Raw genomic sequence first — 16,956 nt, 5'->3', positions numbered from 1 at the left:
GCTAGGTGTGTGAGAAGCTTTTTCTTTGGTTATCTTAGGAAATTTATTAATCTTTATAAGAACATTTTAAGAAAATAAAAAAGCTTGTAGAGAAAAACACCCACTTTCTCTACAAGCTGGCTTCAATTCCTTAATAGGGAATTGAAGTTTTTTTTTGAAAAAAATTTTATGGCTCATTTTTTAAGGATTCGTTAAGGTTCAAATTTTATAATCACTTCAGACGTAAACTTACGATATAAACGAGGCATTTCAAATAGGAGGAATAGTAGTGAAAAAGTGGATTTCTATTATCGTCATTGTCATATTAGCAGTTGGAGGAGGAATATGGTTTTTCCAAAGTAGACAAACAGCAACACCAGTTTCAGCACAAGCTATGACAACAACCGTCCAAAAAGGAAATATCCAAGTTGAGGTTAGTGGTTCAGGAACCGTTGCTTCTATCAATAGCTCGGATATCACTGCAGATTTAGAAGGAGAGGTAGAAGAGGTATTAGTAGAGGTCAATGATGTTGTTGAAGAGGGTGACGAGATTATTACCTTCACTGATGGAAGTGATCCAATTACAGCTGCACATGCTGGAACAATTACGACCATTGATGTAGAAAGCGGAAGTCGTATTCAAAATTCACAAGTAGTAGGACATATCACAGATTATGAAACATTAGAAACGGTTATAAGTGTCGATGAACTTGATATAACAAAAATGAAAGCTGGACAAACTGCGGAAATCAAAGCAAGTGCTTTCCCGGATGAAACATTTGTAGGTACTGTTACAGAGGTTTCTAAGGAAGGAACAGCAGAAAACGGTGTTTCAAGCTTTAGTGTAACTGTACAGTTAAAAGATCCAAAAAGCTTGCTAATCGGAATGTCAACAGAGGTCAATATTATTACTGAGAGCAAGCAAGATGTTCTTTATGTACCAATTGAATCAGTACAGGTAAATGGTGAAGAAAAATATGTAACAATCCAAGAGGCAGCTTCAAGTGATGCCGATGCAAGCACATCAGATCAGGTTGTTGAAACTGGCATTAATGACGATCAAAATATTGAGATCACTTCCGGATTAACCGAGGGGCAAACGATTGAATTACCAGTTACTATCACATCTGGTAATGAATCAACTCAAGAATTACCAGGTGCAGGAAGAGAACAAGGTTTTCCGGGTTCTGGGGGTGGACAAGGATTCCCTAACGGCGGACAAACGATGCCTGGTGGAACAGGAAGAGGTAATGAGTAATATGACAAAACCAATTATTGAAATCAAAAACATGAAAAAGTCATATGAGCTTGGTGAAGAAATAGTTCATGCCTTGAGGGATGTTTCTCTTCAAATTCATGAAGGGGACTTCCTATCTATCATCGGGCCATCCGGTTCAGGTAAATCTACTTTTATGAACATGCTTGGCTGCTTGGATATACCAGATTCAGGTGAGTATTTATTGGATGGGAAAAATGTTGCAACGATGAAAGATATAGAACTTGCTATGGTCCGTAATGTGAAAATCGGATTTATCTTTCAACACTTTAATTTATTAAATAAGCTGACAGCTTTAGAAAATGTTGAACTTCCCCTTGTTTATCGTGGATTGGGAGCAAAAGAGCGTAGAGAAAAGGCAGCTGCCTGCTTAGATTTAGTGGGGTTAAATGGCAGGCACCAACATCTACCAACGCAGCTTTCAGGTGGACAACAGCAAAGGGTAGCAATCGCAAGGGCACTTGCGGGCAACCCTTCTGTCCTGCTGGCTGATGAGCCGACAGGTGCATTGGATAGTAAGACAAGCAAAGAGGTATTGCAATTACTTAAGGAATTAAATGAAAAAGGACATGTCATCATTTTAATTACACACGATTTAGATGTTGCCAGACAAGCTAAACGGGTGATTCGCATACATGATGGTAGAGTTTATGAAAATGGAGGTGACTGGTTTGAACCTGCTCGAATCGATCAAGATGGCGTTAAAGAGTATCAAAGGCAATAAATTAAGAGCTTTCCTTACTATGCTTGGAATTATCATCGGGGTGGCATCCGTCATTACACTAGTAGGAGTCGGTCAGGGTTCTTCAAACTCAGTTACAGAAGAGATTGGCAGTCTTGGAACAAACGTATTAACTCTCAGTGTAACAGATACTGAATCTGTTCAGTTAAAAGAAGATCATATTGATCAATTTAATGAATTAAATGGGATTTCAGAGGTAGCTCCAATTGTCTCGGGGAGAGTAACGGCAAAGTATGAAGAGAACTCTACACAAGTATCCGTTACAGGTACAACTTCTTCCTATTTAACTGTTAGGGATTTATCTCTGAGTCAGGGGCGCTTTCTATCAGATATGGAAAATGAATTAAGACAAAAAGTGGTCGTATTAGGTTCGGATACTGCTTCAACATTATTTCCTAGAACGAATCCCATCGGAGAAAGTGTTCAAATTAATGGAGTATCTTTTAAGGTTATTGGAGTACTGGAGTCCGTAGGCAGCTCGCTTGGCACAAGTGGTGACAGTGTCATTATTGCTCCTCTATCTACTACACAAAGACTTACAAAAAATACAACGATTGGCACAATTTATCTGAAAGCACAGGATGAACAAATGGTAGACAGAGCGAAGTTTCAAGTACAAGGTGTGATGACGACTCTATTTCCAAATCTAAGTGACTATTATTCAGTATCAAGTCAAGAAGATTTAATGGAAACAATGTCATCTGTTTCAGATACTATGACAGTTATGTTAGGCGGTATCGCAAGCATATCCCTGTTGGTTGGCGGAATCGGTGTTATGAATATAATGCTTGTTTCTGTATCGGAGCGAACGAAGGAGATCGGAATCAGAAAAGCTATCGGTGCGAACCGAAAATCTATTATGCTGCAATTTTTAATTGAAGCAGTGGTTTTAAGTGTAATAGGCGGACTTATAGGAGTGGCTTTGGGCTTAGGAATTTCTAAATTAATTGAGTTATTTTCTAATCTGGCCATTTCATATTCACCAACAGTAACATTATCTGCGTTTTTGTTCTCTTTCGCTATTGGTATTATCTTCGGGGTATTCCCTGCAAATAAAGCGTCTAAGTTAAATCCTATTCAGGCTCTACGTCAGGAATAGATAGTATTAATTTTAGATTTATATATTGATTATTTAATAGGAGTGAAGAACTTATGAAAAAAATAGTGCATTTGGTTGGAGCTTTCGTATTCGTATTGTTACTAATTCAATCAACGATAGGAATTATCAATTATTCCTCCTCTGGATCGCCTCAGGGTTTTCCTGATAGAGGAAGTCTTAATGCAAATGGAGGAGGTAGCGGCTTCAGTGGTACACCACCTCAAAACAGTGAGGAAGGAACAGACTCAACCATTACAAGTGGTCAAGAAGACACAAAGGATTCACTAAACCGGAATGATCAGATGCAAATGACTATGGGGCAACAAGATCGAAGTTCTTTTTCTTCTACTTTACGAAGCTTTGAAAATGGTATACCGGGTCTTGTGGTAAATTGCTTATCTCTTGGACTTGCTATTTGCTGGATATTATTATTTTGGCTAACGAAGAAAAAGCAACAAACTCAAGCTATTTAAAGTAGTAACAAATATATCATGAATGTTGAGAGGTGAAGCAAAATGAGACGAAGTTTGGGAATAAAATTAATTGCTGCCGGTACGATTTTTGGTGCAAATGTAAATCCAATTTCTCATGTATATGCTGAGGAAATGACTATTTCTGAAAACTCTGCTGAATTACAGTCAGTAAAAATTGATGAATTTCAGCTTGATCAGCCATTTTCACCTGATGTAAAAGGGTATTCTGCATCAGTTGAAAACGAAATAAAAACAATGAATATATTAGTAGAAAAAAAAGAGGAAGCAGCTGAAATTACGATTAATGGTGAAGCAATTGAGAGTGGGGTAAAAACAAGTTTACCACTTTCTACAGGAAATAATGAATTTGATATTACTGTTATAAATGGAACGGAAGTATCTACTTATAAGCTTACAGTTGCTCGTGCAAAAAATGACAATAATCAACTTTCCAATCTTTCGTTATCGAATGGGAGCTTTAGCTTTGATTCGGAAAAGACAGATTATCATACTGAAGTTAAAAATGAGATTAATAAATTAATAGTAAAACCTAATGCAGAAGCTAACACGTCAACTGTTACGATCAATGGTACTATCGTTAAAAGCGGAGAAGGCCATGAAGTCCAACTGCCTGTCGGCTCTACGACGATGACAATCATTGTAACAGCAGAAAACGGCACGAAAAAAATATATTCTGTAACCGTCGTAAGGCAAGCACAGCAAAATTCAAGTTCAATCGTCGCAAATGAAGAAAAAGATCAATCAGAGGAAGTTCAGAAAACAACGGAAACTTCTTCAAACAGCAGTAAGGCCAGTGTAACACCACCAACAACAGAATCAAATAATCGTGGAACAAACTCTATACCTAGTGAAGCTGTATTGGCAACTACAAATGTTAATAGTAGTACAAAGAATACCGCGAATCTTGGTTCAACATCTGCAACAGGGACGAGTGAAACAAAGACTATGGCAAATCTCGACTCTCTAACCGTGTCTAATGGTACCTGGAGCAAGACATTTTCGTCTGACGCGTACACGTATTATATTTCATTAGCAAGCGACGTAACGAGTCTTATCATTTCTGCTGATGCTGAGGAAACAGATGCAGACGTTTTTATTGAAGAGGAGGAGATCTCAGATAACTCAACAGTGACAATTGGTGATAAAGCAAAAACAGCGATTTCTGTTATCGTCGAAAACGATGAGGATCGCAAAACATATGTATTAATATTTGAGAAGGATGTAGATGAAGAAGTAACGACTGAGGCAGTTGAGTCCATTGTTAATACAGAAACAGAGGCAGCAACTGTTTCCTCAGATTCTATAGGAATAGAAGTTAAGAAAGAAACCAGTGAGACTAATCAAATGAACGTTCGTGAAGAAAGGCAAGCAGAAAAGACTTCTATTTGGCAACAGCTTTTAGCGTTTTTCGGTCTATAGGTAGGGATAGGAAAAAAGTGAGGAACTATTTTGTAACGGTTCCTCTTTAAAAATTACAAAGTCGGTAATTTCATAGCAGTGTCAATATTTTGTAGTTCTAACTGAATTTGTTCCTTGGTATCAAATGCATGATACCAACCTTTTGAAACCATATAATTTGATATTTTTTTCGGGCATATCCAAGGTCTCCTCTAAATGGCGTGTTAGGGTATGTTTAATTTCAGGTGTTCCTGAATCGTTGAGTGCCGTTGGTACACTAAATATTCACTTAATTTATAAAAAGTATAGAGAAATTTCTCAACAGATTATATACTATACATAAGTGAACAAAAAAGATAATTTTAAAACAAAAATAAACTAAGGTTGTGGGGGAGTTAGATGGATGTCGTAACACTTGGAGAATCTATGGTTGTTTTCACACCGACTAGTGACGGTTTTATGAGAAATGCTTCTCAGTTCACAAAAAAGATTGGTGGAGCTGAATCAAATGTTGCGGTGGGATTGGCAAGATTGGGACATAAGGTCGGATGGATTAGCAAGCTTGGTGATGATGAATTCGGAAAAGCTGTCCTTGCCAGCTTAAAAGGAGAAAATGTCGACATAAGTCAGGTGATTTTTGATACAGAGGCTCCAACAGGTATCTATTTTAAAGAGCCGAGAAGACAGAATAGTACAAGAGTTTACTATTACCGAAAAGGCTCTGCTGCTAGCAAGCTTTCACCAACTGATCTTAATCCTGATTATCTAAGTAAGACTAAATATCTTCATATTACAGGTATAACACCCGCATTAAGTGAAAGTTGTCAGGAAACCGTCTTTGAAGCAATAAGGTTAGGTAAACAAAATGGTAGTACGATTGTCTTTGATCCGAATCTCCGTACAAAGCTTTGGGATGAGGAAACAGCAAGAGACACATTGCTTAAAATGGCCAAAGAAGCTGACATTGTGTTGCCTGGTATTGCTGAGGGTGAATTTTTATTTGGAGAAAGTGATCCACATAAGCTCGGACGATTATTTTTAGCCCAAGGTGCAAAAGTTGTTGTCTTGAAAATGGGAGCCGAGGGTGCTTATTTTTTCACTGAAAAAGAGAGCGCTTTAATTCCGGGATTCCCTGTAAAGCAGGTTGTAGATCCTGTTGGAGCAGGAGATGGATTTGCTGCCGGTTTTCTATCAGGCTTACTTGATGGCTTAGAATTAGGAAAAGCAGTTGAAAGAGCTAACGCTGTAGGTGCATTAGTTACAATGGTTAATGGTGATGTTGATGGTTTACCGGAAAGAGATGAAGTAGAACAAATACTAAATAAAAACAGCGAAGATGTTGTTCGATAAGGAGAAGATAAAATGAGTCATATTGAAATAATAAAGGAAACCGGAGTAGCTGCTGTCATTCGTGGTGCAACAACTGATAATATCATCGCCATTGCAGAAGCATTAAAAGCAGGTGGAGTTAAGGTATTGGAAATAACGGTTGAAACACCAGGTGCCTGTGCAGCAATTGAAAAGGCATCTTTAGAGCTTGATGATGTTCTAGTTGGCGCAGGTACTGTACTTGATGCTGAGACAGCACGAGTTGCCATCATGTCTGGGGCTAAATTTATTTTCTCTCCTACGACAAATAGTAAAACAATTGAAATGGCAAAAAGATATGGAGTTGTGAGCATTCCGGGAGCTTTAACACCAACAGAAATCCTTACCGCTTATGAAAACGGTGCAGATTTAATTAAAGTATTTCCGGCAAATGTGTTTGGACCAAGCTATATTAAAGACATTCATGGACCACTGCCACAAGTTCCACTTATAACAACTGGTGGAATCTCGGTTGAAAATGTTGGTGAATATATTAAAGCGGGAGCAGCTGGAGTAGGGGTCGGCAGCTCGTTGGTTAACACGAAAAAGGAGCTTACATCAGCTTATTTGAGTGAAATAACAGCAACATCATCAAAGTTTATAAAAGCAGTAAAAGAAGCAAGAGGAGAATAATACATAGGGCAACCATTCGTTTAAGAAGGTTGCTTTTTGTGCAGCTTTAAAGATAGGAAATACAATTACTAACATAAAAATAGGTAAGATGTTTGTTTTTGTATGATTTTATCCTATAATGATATAGAAAATGTATAAATCACGGGGGAACAATATGCTTGCTTTAGAACGGCATGAAAGAATCTTAGATCAACTAGATAAAAATAAAATTGTTAAAGTGTCTGAGCTTAGCACTCTTTTGGGTGTTACTGAAAAAACAATCCGAGGAGATCTGGAGCTCTTGGAAAATAAGGGATTGTTGAATCGAATACATGGAGGAGCAGTAATAGCTGAGGACGCCGGAAAAATGCTTCCAATAGCTGAGCGCCAATCAGGTCATAGTGAAGTAAAGCTAGCCATTGCAAGAGAGGCGGTTAAGCTTATACAACCAAAAGAAACAATCTTAATGGACGGTGGAAGTACTACCCTTGCAATTGCCGAGCTATTAGGTAATTTTCCTATAACCGTTATTACGAACGACCTAAAGATTGCAAATGTTTTACTAAATAAAACCAATGTTCAGTTAATGGTTTTAGGTGGGATGAGAATTGACAAATCTTCCTCATTAATGGGGGCACAGGCTACGGAAATGCTTAGTCGTATGAGAGTCAACAGGTTATTCTTTGGAACAACAGGTGTATCAGTCGATCATGGATTGACAGTTTTTAATAGTATTCATGCTGATTGGAAAAAGCAAATTATTAATTGTGCGGATCATATTACACTGTTAGCAGACTCAACAAAATTTGAAAAGGTTGCCCTTATTCAATTTGCTACTATTGAAGAGGTGAATGAAATTGTAACCGATTCTAACCTCGATCACCATGTACAAGAAAAATTCCAAGAAAAGAATATTAGGCTACATCTTGCAAAGGTGTAATCAGTATGCATACTGTGGGACAAAGCAGAATATGGGAAGAAATAAAGATGATACCGATAATTAAATCGTTGTCATCTTTTTTGTTTGTGCTATAATGAAACTATAACAAACAAAAACAAACATAAACAGATATTAACAAACAAATGTTATTGTGTTTTTTACAGGTTAATACAAGCGTTAACAATTTAGGGAAGAGGAAATAATATATTTACATCTATAAAAATAATATTTATAGGTAGTAAACATATACAATTATAAAAAAATTCTTTTGATAAGGCTTTATTTAGAAAGGAAAACTGAATTATATTTTCTTAATTATTTATAAATTTACCTAAAAATTCATTGACTTGATAAAATATTTTCTTTATAATCAAAATGGAAATAATCAAACAAAAACAGAAAAAAAAGAAACAAATCTTCGAGTGAATTATTCATCTTGTCATAAGCAATAAATTGTACAATTTAATAAAAGTAAAAATGAAAACGTTTAATATTAAGGTAGTTGGACATGTATTTTCAACCTAAATAGGAGGGTATAAATAATGATACAAAAACAAGCATCTCTCGAAAAGACTGACATCTTAAATTATATAGATGTCTTAATGGATAATCTTTCAAAAATTAGTGATGATACAGGAGAATTTCTATTAAACTTTGATGGTTTAGTTGTTGATGATAAAAGTTGGAATGTGTGGAATTGGCCGCAAGGTGTCGGGTTGTATGGAATATTTAAATATTGGAAATTAACAAATGATCAGAAGGCCCTGAAAATTATAACAGACTGGTTTAATGCTAGATTTGAAGAAGGTGTTCCACCTAAAAATGTAAACACAATGGCTCCGCTTCTTACATTAGCATTTTTATATGAAGAAACGAAAGATCAGACTTTCATTCCGTATTTAGAAAGCTGGGCAGATTGGGTTATGTATGAAATGCCTCGTACGAATGAAGATGGACTTCAGCACATGACATATGGTCCTGAAAATAAAAATCAGCTATGGGATGATACATTAATGATGACCGTATTACCTTTAGCCAAAATTGGAAGGCTTTTCAATAAACAGGAATACATCGAAGAAGCTAAAAAACAGTTCTTAATTCATATCAAGTACTTAAGTGATCGAAAAACAGGACTTTGGTTTCATGGGTGGACATTTGAAGAAAACCATAATTATGCAGAAGCATTGTGGGGAAGAGGAAATTGTTGGATTACAATTGCCATACCAGAAATTATTGAAATACTCGATTTACAAAAGGGAGATTTCTTAAGAGAATTTCTGATCGATACTTTACAAAGACAAGTTGAAGCCTTAGCTGAATATCAAAATGAAAGCGGATTATGGCATACCTTAATTAATGATAAAACCTCTTACTTGGAAGCATCTGCAACAGCAGGCTTTGCCTACGGTATCTTAAAATCGATCCATAAGCGCTATATAAGCCAGGAGTACAAGGTTGTAGCTTATAAAGCAATCAAAGGAATAGTTAAAGAAATCAATGAAGAGGGTGCCTTACAAAAAGTATCTGTAGGGACAGGCATGGGAGATTCATTGGAGTTTTACAAAGAAATTAAAATCACGACAATGCCATATGGTCAGTCATTAGCTGTACTTTGCTTGGCTGAATTCTTATATGAGTATATCTAAAAAGAGTGTATTTCATTTTAATAGACTTGGTTCATTTGACACCAAGTCTATTAAAACCATGGACAAAGGGGGAAATAAATTGAAGAAGATCATTCCGATTATCATAATAGGCTTATTGTCTGTTATTTTAATTACTGGTTATAGCAAAAATGAGAACGATTCCATAGTTTTGAGATTTGCTTATGCGAGTAATAGTCAGCCTGTTAAAGATGCAATGGCCGAGTTTGGAAAGCTCCTATCTGAGAAAACAAATGGTGAGGTAACAGTTGAATATTTTCCGGATAGTCAACTTGGTGGAGAACGGGAATTAATTGAATTAACACAAACAGGTGCAGTAGATATTACGAAAGTTAGTGGATCAGCACTGGAAAGCTTCTCAAATCAATATTCCATATTTGGGCTTCCGTATTTGTTTGATAATGAAGAGCATTTCTATCGGGTTATGGATAGTGATCTTGTTAAACCTATATATCAATCAACAGAACAACTGGGGTTTATTGGGTTGACCTATTATGATTCAGGTCAACGAAGTTTTTATATGACAGAAGGGCCGATTGAAAAACCGGCTGATTTAAAAGGAAAGAAAATCAGGGTTATGCAAAGTCAAACAGCCATCAAAATGGTTCAGCTTTTAGGTGGTTCACCAACTCCAATGGATAGTGGGGAAGTGTATACCTCCTTGCAACAAGGAATCTTAGATGGTGCTGAAAATAATGAGTTTGCCATAACAGAAGCCGGTCATGGTGAAGTAGCGAAATATTATTCCTATGATGAACATACAAGAGTTCCCGATATTATGGTCATTAATAAAGAAACATTAGAAGGGTTAACAAAAGATCAACAAGAGGCTGTCTACGAGGCTGCAAGAGAGTCTACCGAATTTGAAAAAGTTGTTTGGAAAGATGCAGTAGATCAAGCAAAAGAAAGATCAGAAAATGAATTTAATGTGGTCTTTAATGAAGTTGATAAAAAACCATTCCAGGAAGCGGTCCAACCGTTACATGATGAGTTTGCTAAAAATGAAACGTTTAAACAGCTATATGAAGAGATCATGAAGATGAAGGAAAATAAATGATAGAGGGCGATACGATGAGACATGTAAAGAAAAGTGTCGATAGAGTCATAGAATTTCTGACGTGTGCTTTATTCTTAGTTATGATAGCGGTTGCAACCTGGCAAGTGTTAAGTCGTTTTATTTTGAAAAATCCCAGTACATTTACAGAAGAGTTGTTAAGGTATAGTTTAATTTGGCTTGCAATGCTTGCAACTGCATATGTTGTTGGAAGAAGTGAGCATATTGCCATTACATATTTGAGAGACCGTCTAGATGAAGAATCTGCCAATAAATTAGATATCGTCATTCAAGTATTTTTCCTATTATTCTCTGCAACGGTTATGGTATATGGTGGTGCAAAGGCTGTATCTCTAACGATGGCCCAGATTTCTCCAGCACTGCATTTGCCGATGGGATTTGTATATTTGGCGTTACCGTTGTCAGGAGTATTCATTCTTATTTATAGCGCGATCAATATACTGGAGATTTTTAATAGGAAGAAAAAAATAAATATGATCGAAGAGAGAAAAGCAAGCTGATACGAGAAGTCCCATTAATTGAAAGTAGGTGAGAGATATATGGAGTTACAAGCTAGTTTAATTTTAATAAGTGTTTTTGCAGTGCTTATGTTTATAGGTATACCAATTGCTATTAGTATAGCAGCAGCATCACTAGCTACCGTTATTATTGTGTTACCTTTTGATGTGTCTGTATTTACATCCGCACAAAAGATGATCACAAGTTTAGATAGCTTTTCTTTATTAGCTGTTCCATTTTTCATCTTGTCGGGAATTATTATGAACAATGGTGGAATCGCTATCAAACTAGTAAACTTAGCTAAGTTGATTGGTGGTAGGATACCTGGTTCATTGGCTCACACAAATATTATTGGAAATATGTTCTTTGGGTCTATATCCGGTTCTGCTATTGCTGCCTCGACCGCAATTGGTGGTACCCTAATTCCACTGCAAGAAAAAGAAGGTTATGATAAAACATTTTCAACGGCAGTTAATATTGCATCAGCACCAACGGGGATGCTAATCCCGCCCAGTTCAGCGTTTATTATCTTCTCATTGATAAGTGGAGGCACTTCTATTGCCGCATTATTTATGGGTGGTTATATTGTAGGAATATTATGGGGATTAGCTGTGATGTTAGTGGCCTATATTATTGCAAAGAAAAATAAGTATCCAGTAGCACCAAGGGTTTCTTTTAATGAAGGAAAAAAGATCATCGTTGAAGCAATTCCAAGTTTATTATTGATTGTAATTATTATCGGAGGTATACTCACAGGTATTTTTACAGCGATTGAGGCATCAGCAGTTTGTGTGGTCTATTCATTATTTTTAGCTTTACTATTTTATCGATCAATATCTCTTAAACAATTACCAAGTGTTTTAATAGAAGCAGTTAAAATGACAGGAGTCATCATGTTCTTAATTGCTGCTTCATCAGGTATGTCCTTTGTGATGGCGTTGACAGGATTACCGGAAGCAATTAGTAATTTAATTTTAGGTATTTCAGATAATAAATTCGTTATTCTAGCATGTATTACGATTATCTTATTGTTGATTGGTACCTTTATGGATATTGCACCAGCTATTTTAATCTTTACTCCAATCTTCTTACCAATTGCTACAAACTTAGGAATTGATCCGGTCCACTTTGGAATATTCTTTATCTTCAACTTATGTATTGGAACAATTACACCACCTGTTGGTACTGGATTATTTGTAGGAGCGAGCATAGGAAAGGTAAAGATCGAGAAACTTCTAAAACCCCTAGTCCCGTTTTATGTTGCGATCATTGCAATTGTTGTGTTAGTTACATATATCCCTCAAATAAGTTTATTCTTGCCTAATCTATTTGGCTTATAGATAAAGACTTTTTCAGACCTTATTCCATTAAATGGGATAAGGTCTTTTTAGTAGTGGAAAAAGTTTTTTAATAAACCTATTTCCTTTCACCGTTTTTTCACCAAACTCTATTATTCTAAACACATCGAAAACGAAAGGAGGAAAGATTAGGATGAAGAAAACAGTATTCTGGGGTGCAATCATTACTCCAATGCTATTGGGAGTCTACCTTTTGATAGGAGGTTTTAGTCGTGCTCTAGCAGCAGGCCCTCATGGACATGGTGGAATGGCACCACGGGGAGGTTTTGAGGGACACCACCACATGTATGGTCCTCAGCATGGAGGATTTTCATGGATAGGCTTTCTGGTATTCCTTATCATAGGTGTTGCTATATTGATTCTTTTAATAATAATGCTTAGAAAAAAAGCAAAGAACTCATCCATGCAACAGCTCATTGATACATCGCTTATGCATTCACATAAACCAGCTATCAAGAAAAATGAAAATATATTAGACCAATGGGAAAGAGAAATAACGAATAAAAAGGAGAATAACTAAAATGGGTATTTTTAAAAGAATGAAAACAATTGCAAAGGCAGATATTAATAGTTTATTAGATAAGGCGGAAGATCCGATTGCCATGTTGAATGAATATTCACGTGAGATGGAGCTGGAAATGGTAAAAGCCCAAAAGGCCCTCTCTCGTCAAATTTTTGTTGAAAATAAACAAGCTGCACTGATTCATGACACAAAGAACGTTATCGATAAAAGAACAAGACAAGCTAAGTTGGCTATTCAGCATGAAGAAGAACATATGGTGAAATTAGCTGTTCAGGAAAAATTAAATTATGAAAAACAACTTTATGTTTTTCAACAACAATATGAAGCGATACAAGGGCAAACTCAAATGCTTAAGGACAAGCTTCAGGAACTCCAGGAAATTTACAGTGAATTACAACACAAAAAAGTTCTTTTGGCATCAAGAGTAAATGTGGCTCAATCCATTAAACAAATTCAGAATGCTACTGCATCCTTCCAAACAGACACAATTGCGAGAGGAGTTGTCCGTGCTGAAGAACAGATCATGTTAATGGAAGCAGAAGTACAAGCAGGCAACCAATTTATAGGTCCTTTAGCTCAACATGATGCTTATTATCGTAACTATGTGAATGAAGATGAATTAGGTAGTGAGCTCGAAAAGTTACGAAGTGAAAAAGAGAGCCAAGTGAAATAATAGAGTCATGTTGAGAGAAGCACTAGCTGTTTACATATAGTGCTTCTTTTTTTTATACAGGATATTTTATTGCAATCAATTTTTGGAGAGTGAATTTTGGCTTAGGGTAAAAATAAAAATAAATCACAATAAGAGAAGTCACAACGGATCACTTCGTACCCTGCCTATATGAGGCCTTAACTTATGTTTGTAAGTGAAGGTCTTTTTGAATTTTCCATTCACCTATTGACCTGGAACGCGTTTCATACTTTACACTCATAATCAAATAATAAAAGCGAGGAGAGATACTTATGTTAGGACTAATGATAATATGCTTTGTAATCTATTCTGCAGCTTATTTGTGTATAACAAGTTCCGGGCAATCGGTAAAAGTCACACCCATTAATAATTTTGAAGATTATTTTGTTGAAAGCAATGGTAGAATGAAATCAAAGAAAGACTAGCAAAATGAGTGAAGGTGAGAATATGACAAATATTAGAGACTTAGCTAAGATGGCTGGAGTTTCGGTCACAACAGTTTCTCGTGTCATCAATAACCATCCATATGTTAGTGAGGAAAAAAAGAATGCAGTTTTAAAGGCGATACAGGATAGTAATTACCATAAAAATATAAATGCTGTTCATTTAAGCAGAGGAAAAACGTTATTGATGGGGGTAGTACTTCCTTACTCAGATCATCCTTATTTTGCTCTCCTTCTAAAAGGGATAGCAAAACAGGCGTTTGAACACAATTACAAATTAGTATTGTTTCAAACTGATTATATGGAAAGTAGAGAATTGGAAGCTTTAGACATGTTAAAACATAAACAAATTGATTCATTGGTCATTTGTTCAAGAAGTTGTCATGTATCTACTATTGAGGAATATTTACAGTATGGTTCGATCGTGTTGTGTGAAAATATGAAGGGAAAAGAGTTATCTACAACATTTATCGATCACTATAAAACTTTTGATAATGCACTAGAATATTTATATCAAAAAGGTCACAGAAACATTGGCTATTGTATAGGAAGAAAAACTGGAACGAATAGCCGTCAGCGGGAGTTGGCTTATAGGGATTTTGTGAACAAATACCAGTTAGAATACAATCAAGAGTATATTATTGATCATTGTCTTTATTTTGAGGACGGTGAGAAAGTGTTAAAAAGAATCCTCGGAATGATCACTACTCCATCCGCCCTAATTGTGACAACTGATCAGGTGGCTGCAGGAATTGTAACAGCCTGTCAAAGTTTAGACATCTCAATACCGAAACAGCTTGCTATTATTGGATTTGATAACCAGCCAATCGCAAGAATGATGAACATTACCTCGTTTGAACTACCGCTTAAGGAAATGGGAGAAAATATGTTTCTACAAGCAGTTAATGCAGAGGTTACACATAAAGAATTTTCTGTTCAATTCATTGAAAGAGGAACTGTTTAAGGAGGTTTTATGTAAAATTTCATTTTTTTACTATATAATGACAAGTGGGAAAGAAAAACGAAAGGTGGAATCATCATGACAAATCGAAGTGTAATATTTTTTGATATTGACGGAACCTTGCTGAAACATGATAAAACATTGCCAACCTCAACGAAGGAAGCAATCTTTCAATTGAAAAAACTGGGGCATGAAGTTGCGATTGCAACAGGTCGAGCTCCCTTTATGTTTGAGGATTTGCGAAAAGAATTGGATATTCATACATATGTCAGCTATAACGGTCAGTATGTTGTATTAAACGGTGATGTCGTTTATTCAAATCCACTAAACATAGATTCACTTGAAAAATTAACAGAAACTGCTCTTTCAAATGAGCATCCTGTTGTATATATGGACCATGAAGATATGAAAGCGAATGTTCCAGAGCATGCTTATATAAATGAGAGTATTAACACATTGAAAATTGACCGTTTTCCTACACATGACCCACACTACTATAAAGGTCGTGAATTATATCAATCCCTTCTATTCTGCCGTGAAGGAGAAGAAACGCAATATGAAGAAAATTTCAAGGACTTTGATTTTATCAGATGGCATCCATTATCTGTAGATATTCTCCCTAACGGAGGATCCAAAGCTAAAGGAATTGAAAAGATTGTAGAAAAATTAGGATTCCCATCTGAACGCCAATATGCATTTGGGGACGGATTAAATGATATTGAAATGCTTTCCCAGATTACAAATAGTGTAGCGATGGGAAATGCTGAAGAATCTGTAAAGGCGGTAGCCAAACATGTGACAAAGTCTGTTGAAGAAGATGGGATTGTTCATGGACTTCAGATGGTTGGTTTATTAAGTAAATAGTATGCTATATACAAACTGAAAAATCCTTAGCATCTTATAATTGAGGTGTTAAGGATTTTTTGTTTTTAATAAAAAATCCAATCATAACTTTTCCTTATTTACTTTTATAAAATGAATGTAATTTTCTTATATTACTCTTATCTCTATAATAAAGAATAGGTGTTACAATACTGACACAAGAGATGGAGGAGAATGAGTTGAGTAACAAAAACGATGTGAAAAGGCAATTTAGCCGGAGTGCTGATGATTATGTGAAAAGCCAAATCCACAGAAAAGGTACTGATCTGAAAAGATTGCTCGAAATGGCTGATATAACTGGAACCGAAGTTGTTTTAGATGTCGCCACAGGAGGCGGACATACGGCAAATGCTTTTGCTGCCTTAGTCAAAAACGTAACTGCCATGGACTTGACACCGGAAATGCTGACGGCTTCTAAAAAGTTTATTCATAATAATGGACATTCTAACGTTGTATTTGTTGAAGGTGATGCTGAAGAAATGCCTTTCTCAGATGAACAATTTGATATTGTTACATGTCGAATTGCTCCACACCATTTTCCTAATATTGAAAAGTTTATAAGTGAAGTTTATCGTGTGTTAAAACGTGGAGGGCAATTTCTATTAGATGATAATGTTGCTCCAGAGGACGATTTATTTGATCACTTTTATAATAAAATTGAAAAAACAAGAGATTATAGCCATTATCGTGCATGGAAAAAAACAGAATGGATCCAGAAAATAGAATTAGAAGGTTTTGAAATACATGAACTCTCTCGCTTTGAAAAAAGATTTGAATTTATGAGTTGGTGTGAACGGATGCATTTATCTGAAAAGGTAAAAGAAGATTTAACAGATTTTATTCTTAACGCCCCAGAAAAGGTAAAATGCAAATTTAGAATGAATATAGAAGATAACCAGGTTAGATCTTTTTTAGGGGAAGCAATGTTGTTGAAGGCAATAAAAAGGTGAATG

17 protein-coding genes and 1 pseudogene are annotated in these 16,956 nt (G+C 35.9%); 17 read left to right on the top strand and 1 reads right to left on the bottom strand.

Annotation, left to right across the window (positions count from 1 at the left end; genetic code table 11):
* The first annotated feature begins 268 nt into the window (after window positions 1-268).
* Genes LC095_RS19130 through LC095_RS19110 form a run of 5 tightly spaced genes read left to right on the top strand, consistent with a single transcriptional unit; the run spans window position 269 to window position 5,009 of the window.
* Window positions 269-1,237 (top strand): efflux RND transporter periplasmic adaptor subunit, encoded by a 969-nt coding sequence (locus tag LC095_RS19130; protein ID WP_226529675.1) that lies wholly within the window; start codon window positions 269-271, stop codon window positions 1,235-1,237.
* A gap of 1 nt (window position 1,238) precedes the next feature.
* Window positions 1,239-1,979, top strand: coding sequence for an ABC transporter ATP-binding protein (locus LC095_RS19125; protein ID WP_264196113.1), 741 nt, complete (start codon window positions 1,239-1,241; stop codon window positions 1,977-1,979).
* Window positions 1,951-3,096, top strand: coding sequence for an ABC transporter permease (locus LC095_RS19120; RefSeq protein WP_226529674.1), 1,146 nt, complete (start codon window positions 1,951-1,953; stop codon window positions 3,094-3,096). Before LC095_RS19125 ends, LC095_RS19120 begins: the two co-directional genes overlap by 29 nt.
* 53 nt (window positions 3,097-3,149) lie before the next feature.
* Window positions 3,150-3,569 (top strand): hypothetical protein, encoded by a 420-nt coding sequence (locus LC095_RS19115; RefSeq protein ID WP_226529673.1) that lies wholly within the window; start codon window positions 3,150-3,152, stop codon window positions 3,567-3,569.
* Window positions 3,570-3,611: 42 nt separating this feature from the next.
* A complete protein-coding gene (locus tag LC095_RS19110; RefSeq protein WP_226529672.1) occupies window positions 3,612-5,009 on the top strand; it encodes a cadherin-like beta sandwich domain-containing protein in 1,398 nt (465 codons plus the stop codon).
* A gap of 53 nt (window positions 5,010-5,062) precedes the next feature.
* Here LC095_RS19110 and LC095_RS27170 read toward each other — a convergent pair.
* Window positions 5,063-5,255: pseudogene (locus tag LC095_RS27170) on the bottom strand (spore coat protein); the annotation flags it as partial.
* Window positions 5,256-5,387: 132 nt separating this feature from the next.
* Here LC095_RS27170 and LC095_RS19105 point away from each other — a divergent pair.
* From LC095_RS19105 to LC095_RS19050, 12 genes are all read left to right on the top strand, one after another.
* Complete coding sequence (locus tag LC095_RS19105; protein WP_226529671.1) at window positions 5,388-6,338, top strand: sugar kinase; 951 nt, start codon at window positions 5,388-5,390, stop codon at window positions 6,336-6,338.
* Window positions 6,339-6,350: 12 nt separating this feature from the next.
* Window positions 6,351-6,989, top strand: a complete 639-nt coding sequence (locus LC095_RS19100) for a bifunctional 4-hydroxy-2-oxoglutarate aldolase/2-dehydro-3-deoxy-phosphogluconate aldolase (protein WP_226529670.1) — start codon at window positions 6,351-6,353, stop codon at window positions 6,987-6,989.
* Window positions 6,990-7,143: 154 nt separating this feature from the next.
* The gene (locus LC095_RS19095) at window positions 7,144-7,908 is read left to right on the top strand and encodes a DeoR/GlpR family DNA-binding transcription regulator (RefSeq protein WP_226529669.1); all 765 of its coding nucleotides are present in this window, start codon (window positions 7,144-7,146) and stop codon (window positions 7,906-7,908) included.
* A gap of 542 nt (window positions 7,909-8,450) precedes the next feature.
* Window positions 8,451-9,554, top strand: coding sequence for a glycoside hydrolase family 105 protein (locus LC095_RS19090; protein ID WP_226529668.1), 1,104 nt, complete (start codon window positions 8,451-8,453; stop codon window positions 9,552-9,554).
* A gap of 79 nt (window positions 9,555-9,633) precedes the next feature.
* On the top strand, window positions 9,634-10,629 hold the full coding sequence (locus LC095_RS19085; RefSeq protein ID WP_226529667.1) for a TRAP transporter substrate-binding protein: 996 nt from the start codon (window positions 9,634-9,636) through the stop codon (window positions 10,627-10,629).
* Window positions 10,626-11,147 (top strand): TRAP transporter small permease, encoded by a 522-nt coding sequence (locus LC095_RS19080; protein ID WP_226529666.1) that lies wholly within the window; start codon window positions 10,626-10,628, stop codon window positions 11,145-11,147. The genes LC095_RS19085 and LC095_RS19080 overlap by 4 nt, the downstream gene beginning before the upstream one ends.
* A 39-nt stretch (window positions 11,148-11,186) precedes the next feature.
* Window positions 11,187-12,485: a TRAP transporter large permease gene (locus LC095_RS19075; protein ID WP_226529665.1), complete on the top strand. Its 1,299-nt coding sequence runs from the start codon at window positions 11,187-11,189 to the stop codon at window positions 12,483-12,485.
* Between the two features lie 151 nt (window positions 12,486-12,636).
* Window positions 12,637-13,023 (top strand): hypothetical protein, encoded by a 387-nt coding sequence (locus LC095_RS19070; protein WP_226529664.1) that lies wholly within the window; start codon window positions 12,637-12,639, stop codon window positions 13,021-13,023.
* 1 nt (window position 13,024) lies between these two features.
* The gene (locus LC095_RS19065) at window positions 13,025-13,699 is read left to right on the top strand and encodes a PspA/IM30 family protein (protein WP_226529663.1); all 675 of its coding nucleotides are present in this window, start codon (window positions 13,025-13,027) and stop codon (window positions 13,697-13,699) included.
* Between the two features lie 465 nt (window positions 13,700-14,164).
* Entirely contained in the window at window positions 14,165-15,124 is a 960-nt protein-coding gene (locus LC095_RS19060; RefSeq protein WP_226529681.1) for a LacI family DNA-binding transcriptional regulator, read from the top strand.
* Between the two features lie 75 nt (window positions 15,125-15,199).
* Complete coding sequence (locus tag LC095_RS19055; protein ID WP_226529662.1) at window positions 15,200-15,985, top strand: Cof-type HAD-IIB family hydrolase; 786 nt, start codon at window positions 15,200-15,202, stop codon at window positions 15,983-15,985.
* A gap of 197 nt (window positions 15,986-16,182) precedes the next feature.
* A complete protein-coding gene (locus LC095_RS19050) occupies window positions 16,183-16,953 on the top strand; it encodes a class I SAM-dependent methyltransferase (protein ID WP_226529661.1) in 771 nt (256 codons plus the stop codon).
* Window positions 16,954-16,956 lie beyond the last annotated feature (3 nt).

Origin of the sequence: Metabacillus niabensis (assembly GCF_020524345.1) — a bacterium.
In the GTDB taxonomy this organism is placed as follows: domain Bacteria; phylum Bacillota; class Bacilli; order Bacillales; family Bacillaceae; genus Metabacillus; species Metabacillus niabensis_B.
This window is presented reverse-complemented; position numbering and strand designations above follow the sequence as displayed.

What these genes read in the sequence shown, in the direction of transcription:
- LC095_RS19125 (WP_264196113.1), top strand. Translation starts at nt 1,239, where the DNA reads ATGACAAAACCAATTATTGAAATCAAAAACATGAAAAAGTCATATGAG.
- LC095_RS19120 (WP_226529674.1), top strand. Translation starts at nt 1,951, where the DNA reads ATGGCGTTAAAGAGTATCAAAGGCAATAAATTAAGAGCTTTCCTTACT.
- LC095_RS19115 (WP_226529673.1), top strand. Translation starts at nt 3,150, where the DNA reads ATGAAAAAAATAGTGCATTTGGTTGGAGCTTTCGTATTCGTATTGTTA.
- LC095_RS19110 (WP_226529672.1), top strand. Translation starts at nt 3,612, where the DNA reads ATGAGACGAAGTTTGGGAATAAAATTAATTGCTGCCGGTACGATTTTT.
- LC095_RS19105 (WP_226529671.1), top strand. Translation starts at nt 5,388, where the DNA reads ATGGATGTCGTAACACTTGGAGAATCTATGGTTGTTTTCACACCGACT.
- LC095_RS19100 (WP_226529670.1), top strand. Translation starts at nt 6,351, where the DNA reads ATGAGTCATATTGAAATAATAAAGGAAACCGGAGTAGCTGCTGTCATT.
- LC095_RS19095 (WP_226529669.1), top strand. Translation starts at nt 7,144, where the DNA reads ATGCTTGCTTTAGAACGGCATGAAAGAATCTTAGATCAACTAGATAAA.
- LC095_RS19090 (WP_226529668.1), top strand. Translation starts at nt 8,451, where the DNA reads ATGATACAAAAACAAGCATCTCTCGAAAAGACTGACATCTTAAATTAT.
- LC095_RS19080 (WP_226529666.1), top strand. Translation starts at nt 10,626, where the DNA reads ATGATAGAGGGCGATACGATGAGACATGTAAAGAAAAGTGTCGATAGA.
- LC095_RS19075 (WP_226529665.1), top strand. Translation starts at nt 11,187, where the DNA reads ATGGAGTTACAAGCTAGTTTAATTTTAATAAGTGTTTTTGCAGTGCTT.
- LC095_RS19070 (WP_226529664.1), top strand. Translation starts at nt 12,637, where the DNA reads ATGAAGAAAACAGTATTCTGGGGTGCAATCATTACTCCAATGCTATTG.
- LC095_RS19065 (WP_226529663.1), top strand. Translation starts at nt 13,025, where the DNA reads ATGGGTATTTTTAAAAGAATGAAAACAATTGCAAAGGCAGATATTAAT.
- LC095_RS19060 (WP_226529681.1), top strand. Translation starts at nt 14,165, where the DNA reads ATGACAAATATTAGAGACTTAGCTAAGATGGCTGGAGTTTCGGTCACA.
- LC095_RS19055 (WP_226529662.1), top strand. Translation starts at nt 15,200, where the DNA reads ATGACAAATCGAAGTGTAATATTTTTTGATATTGACGGAACCTTGCTG.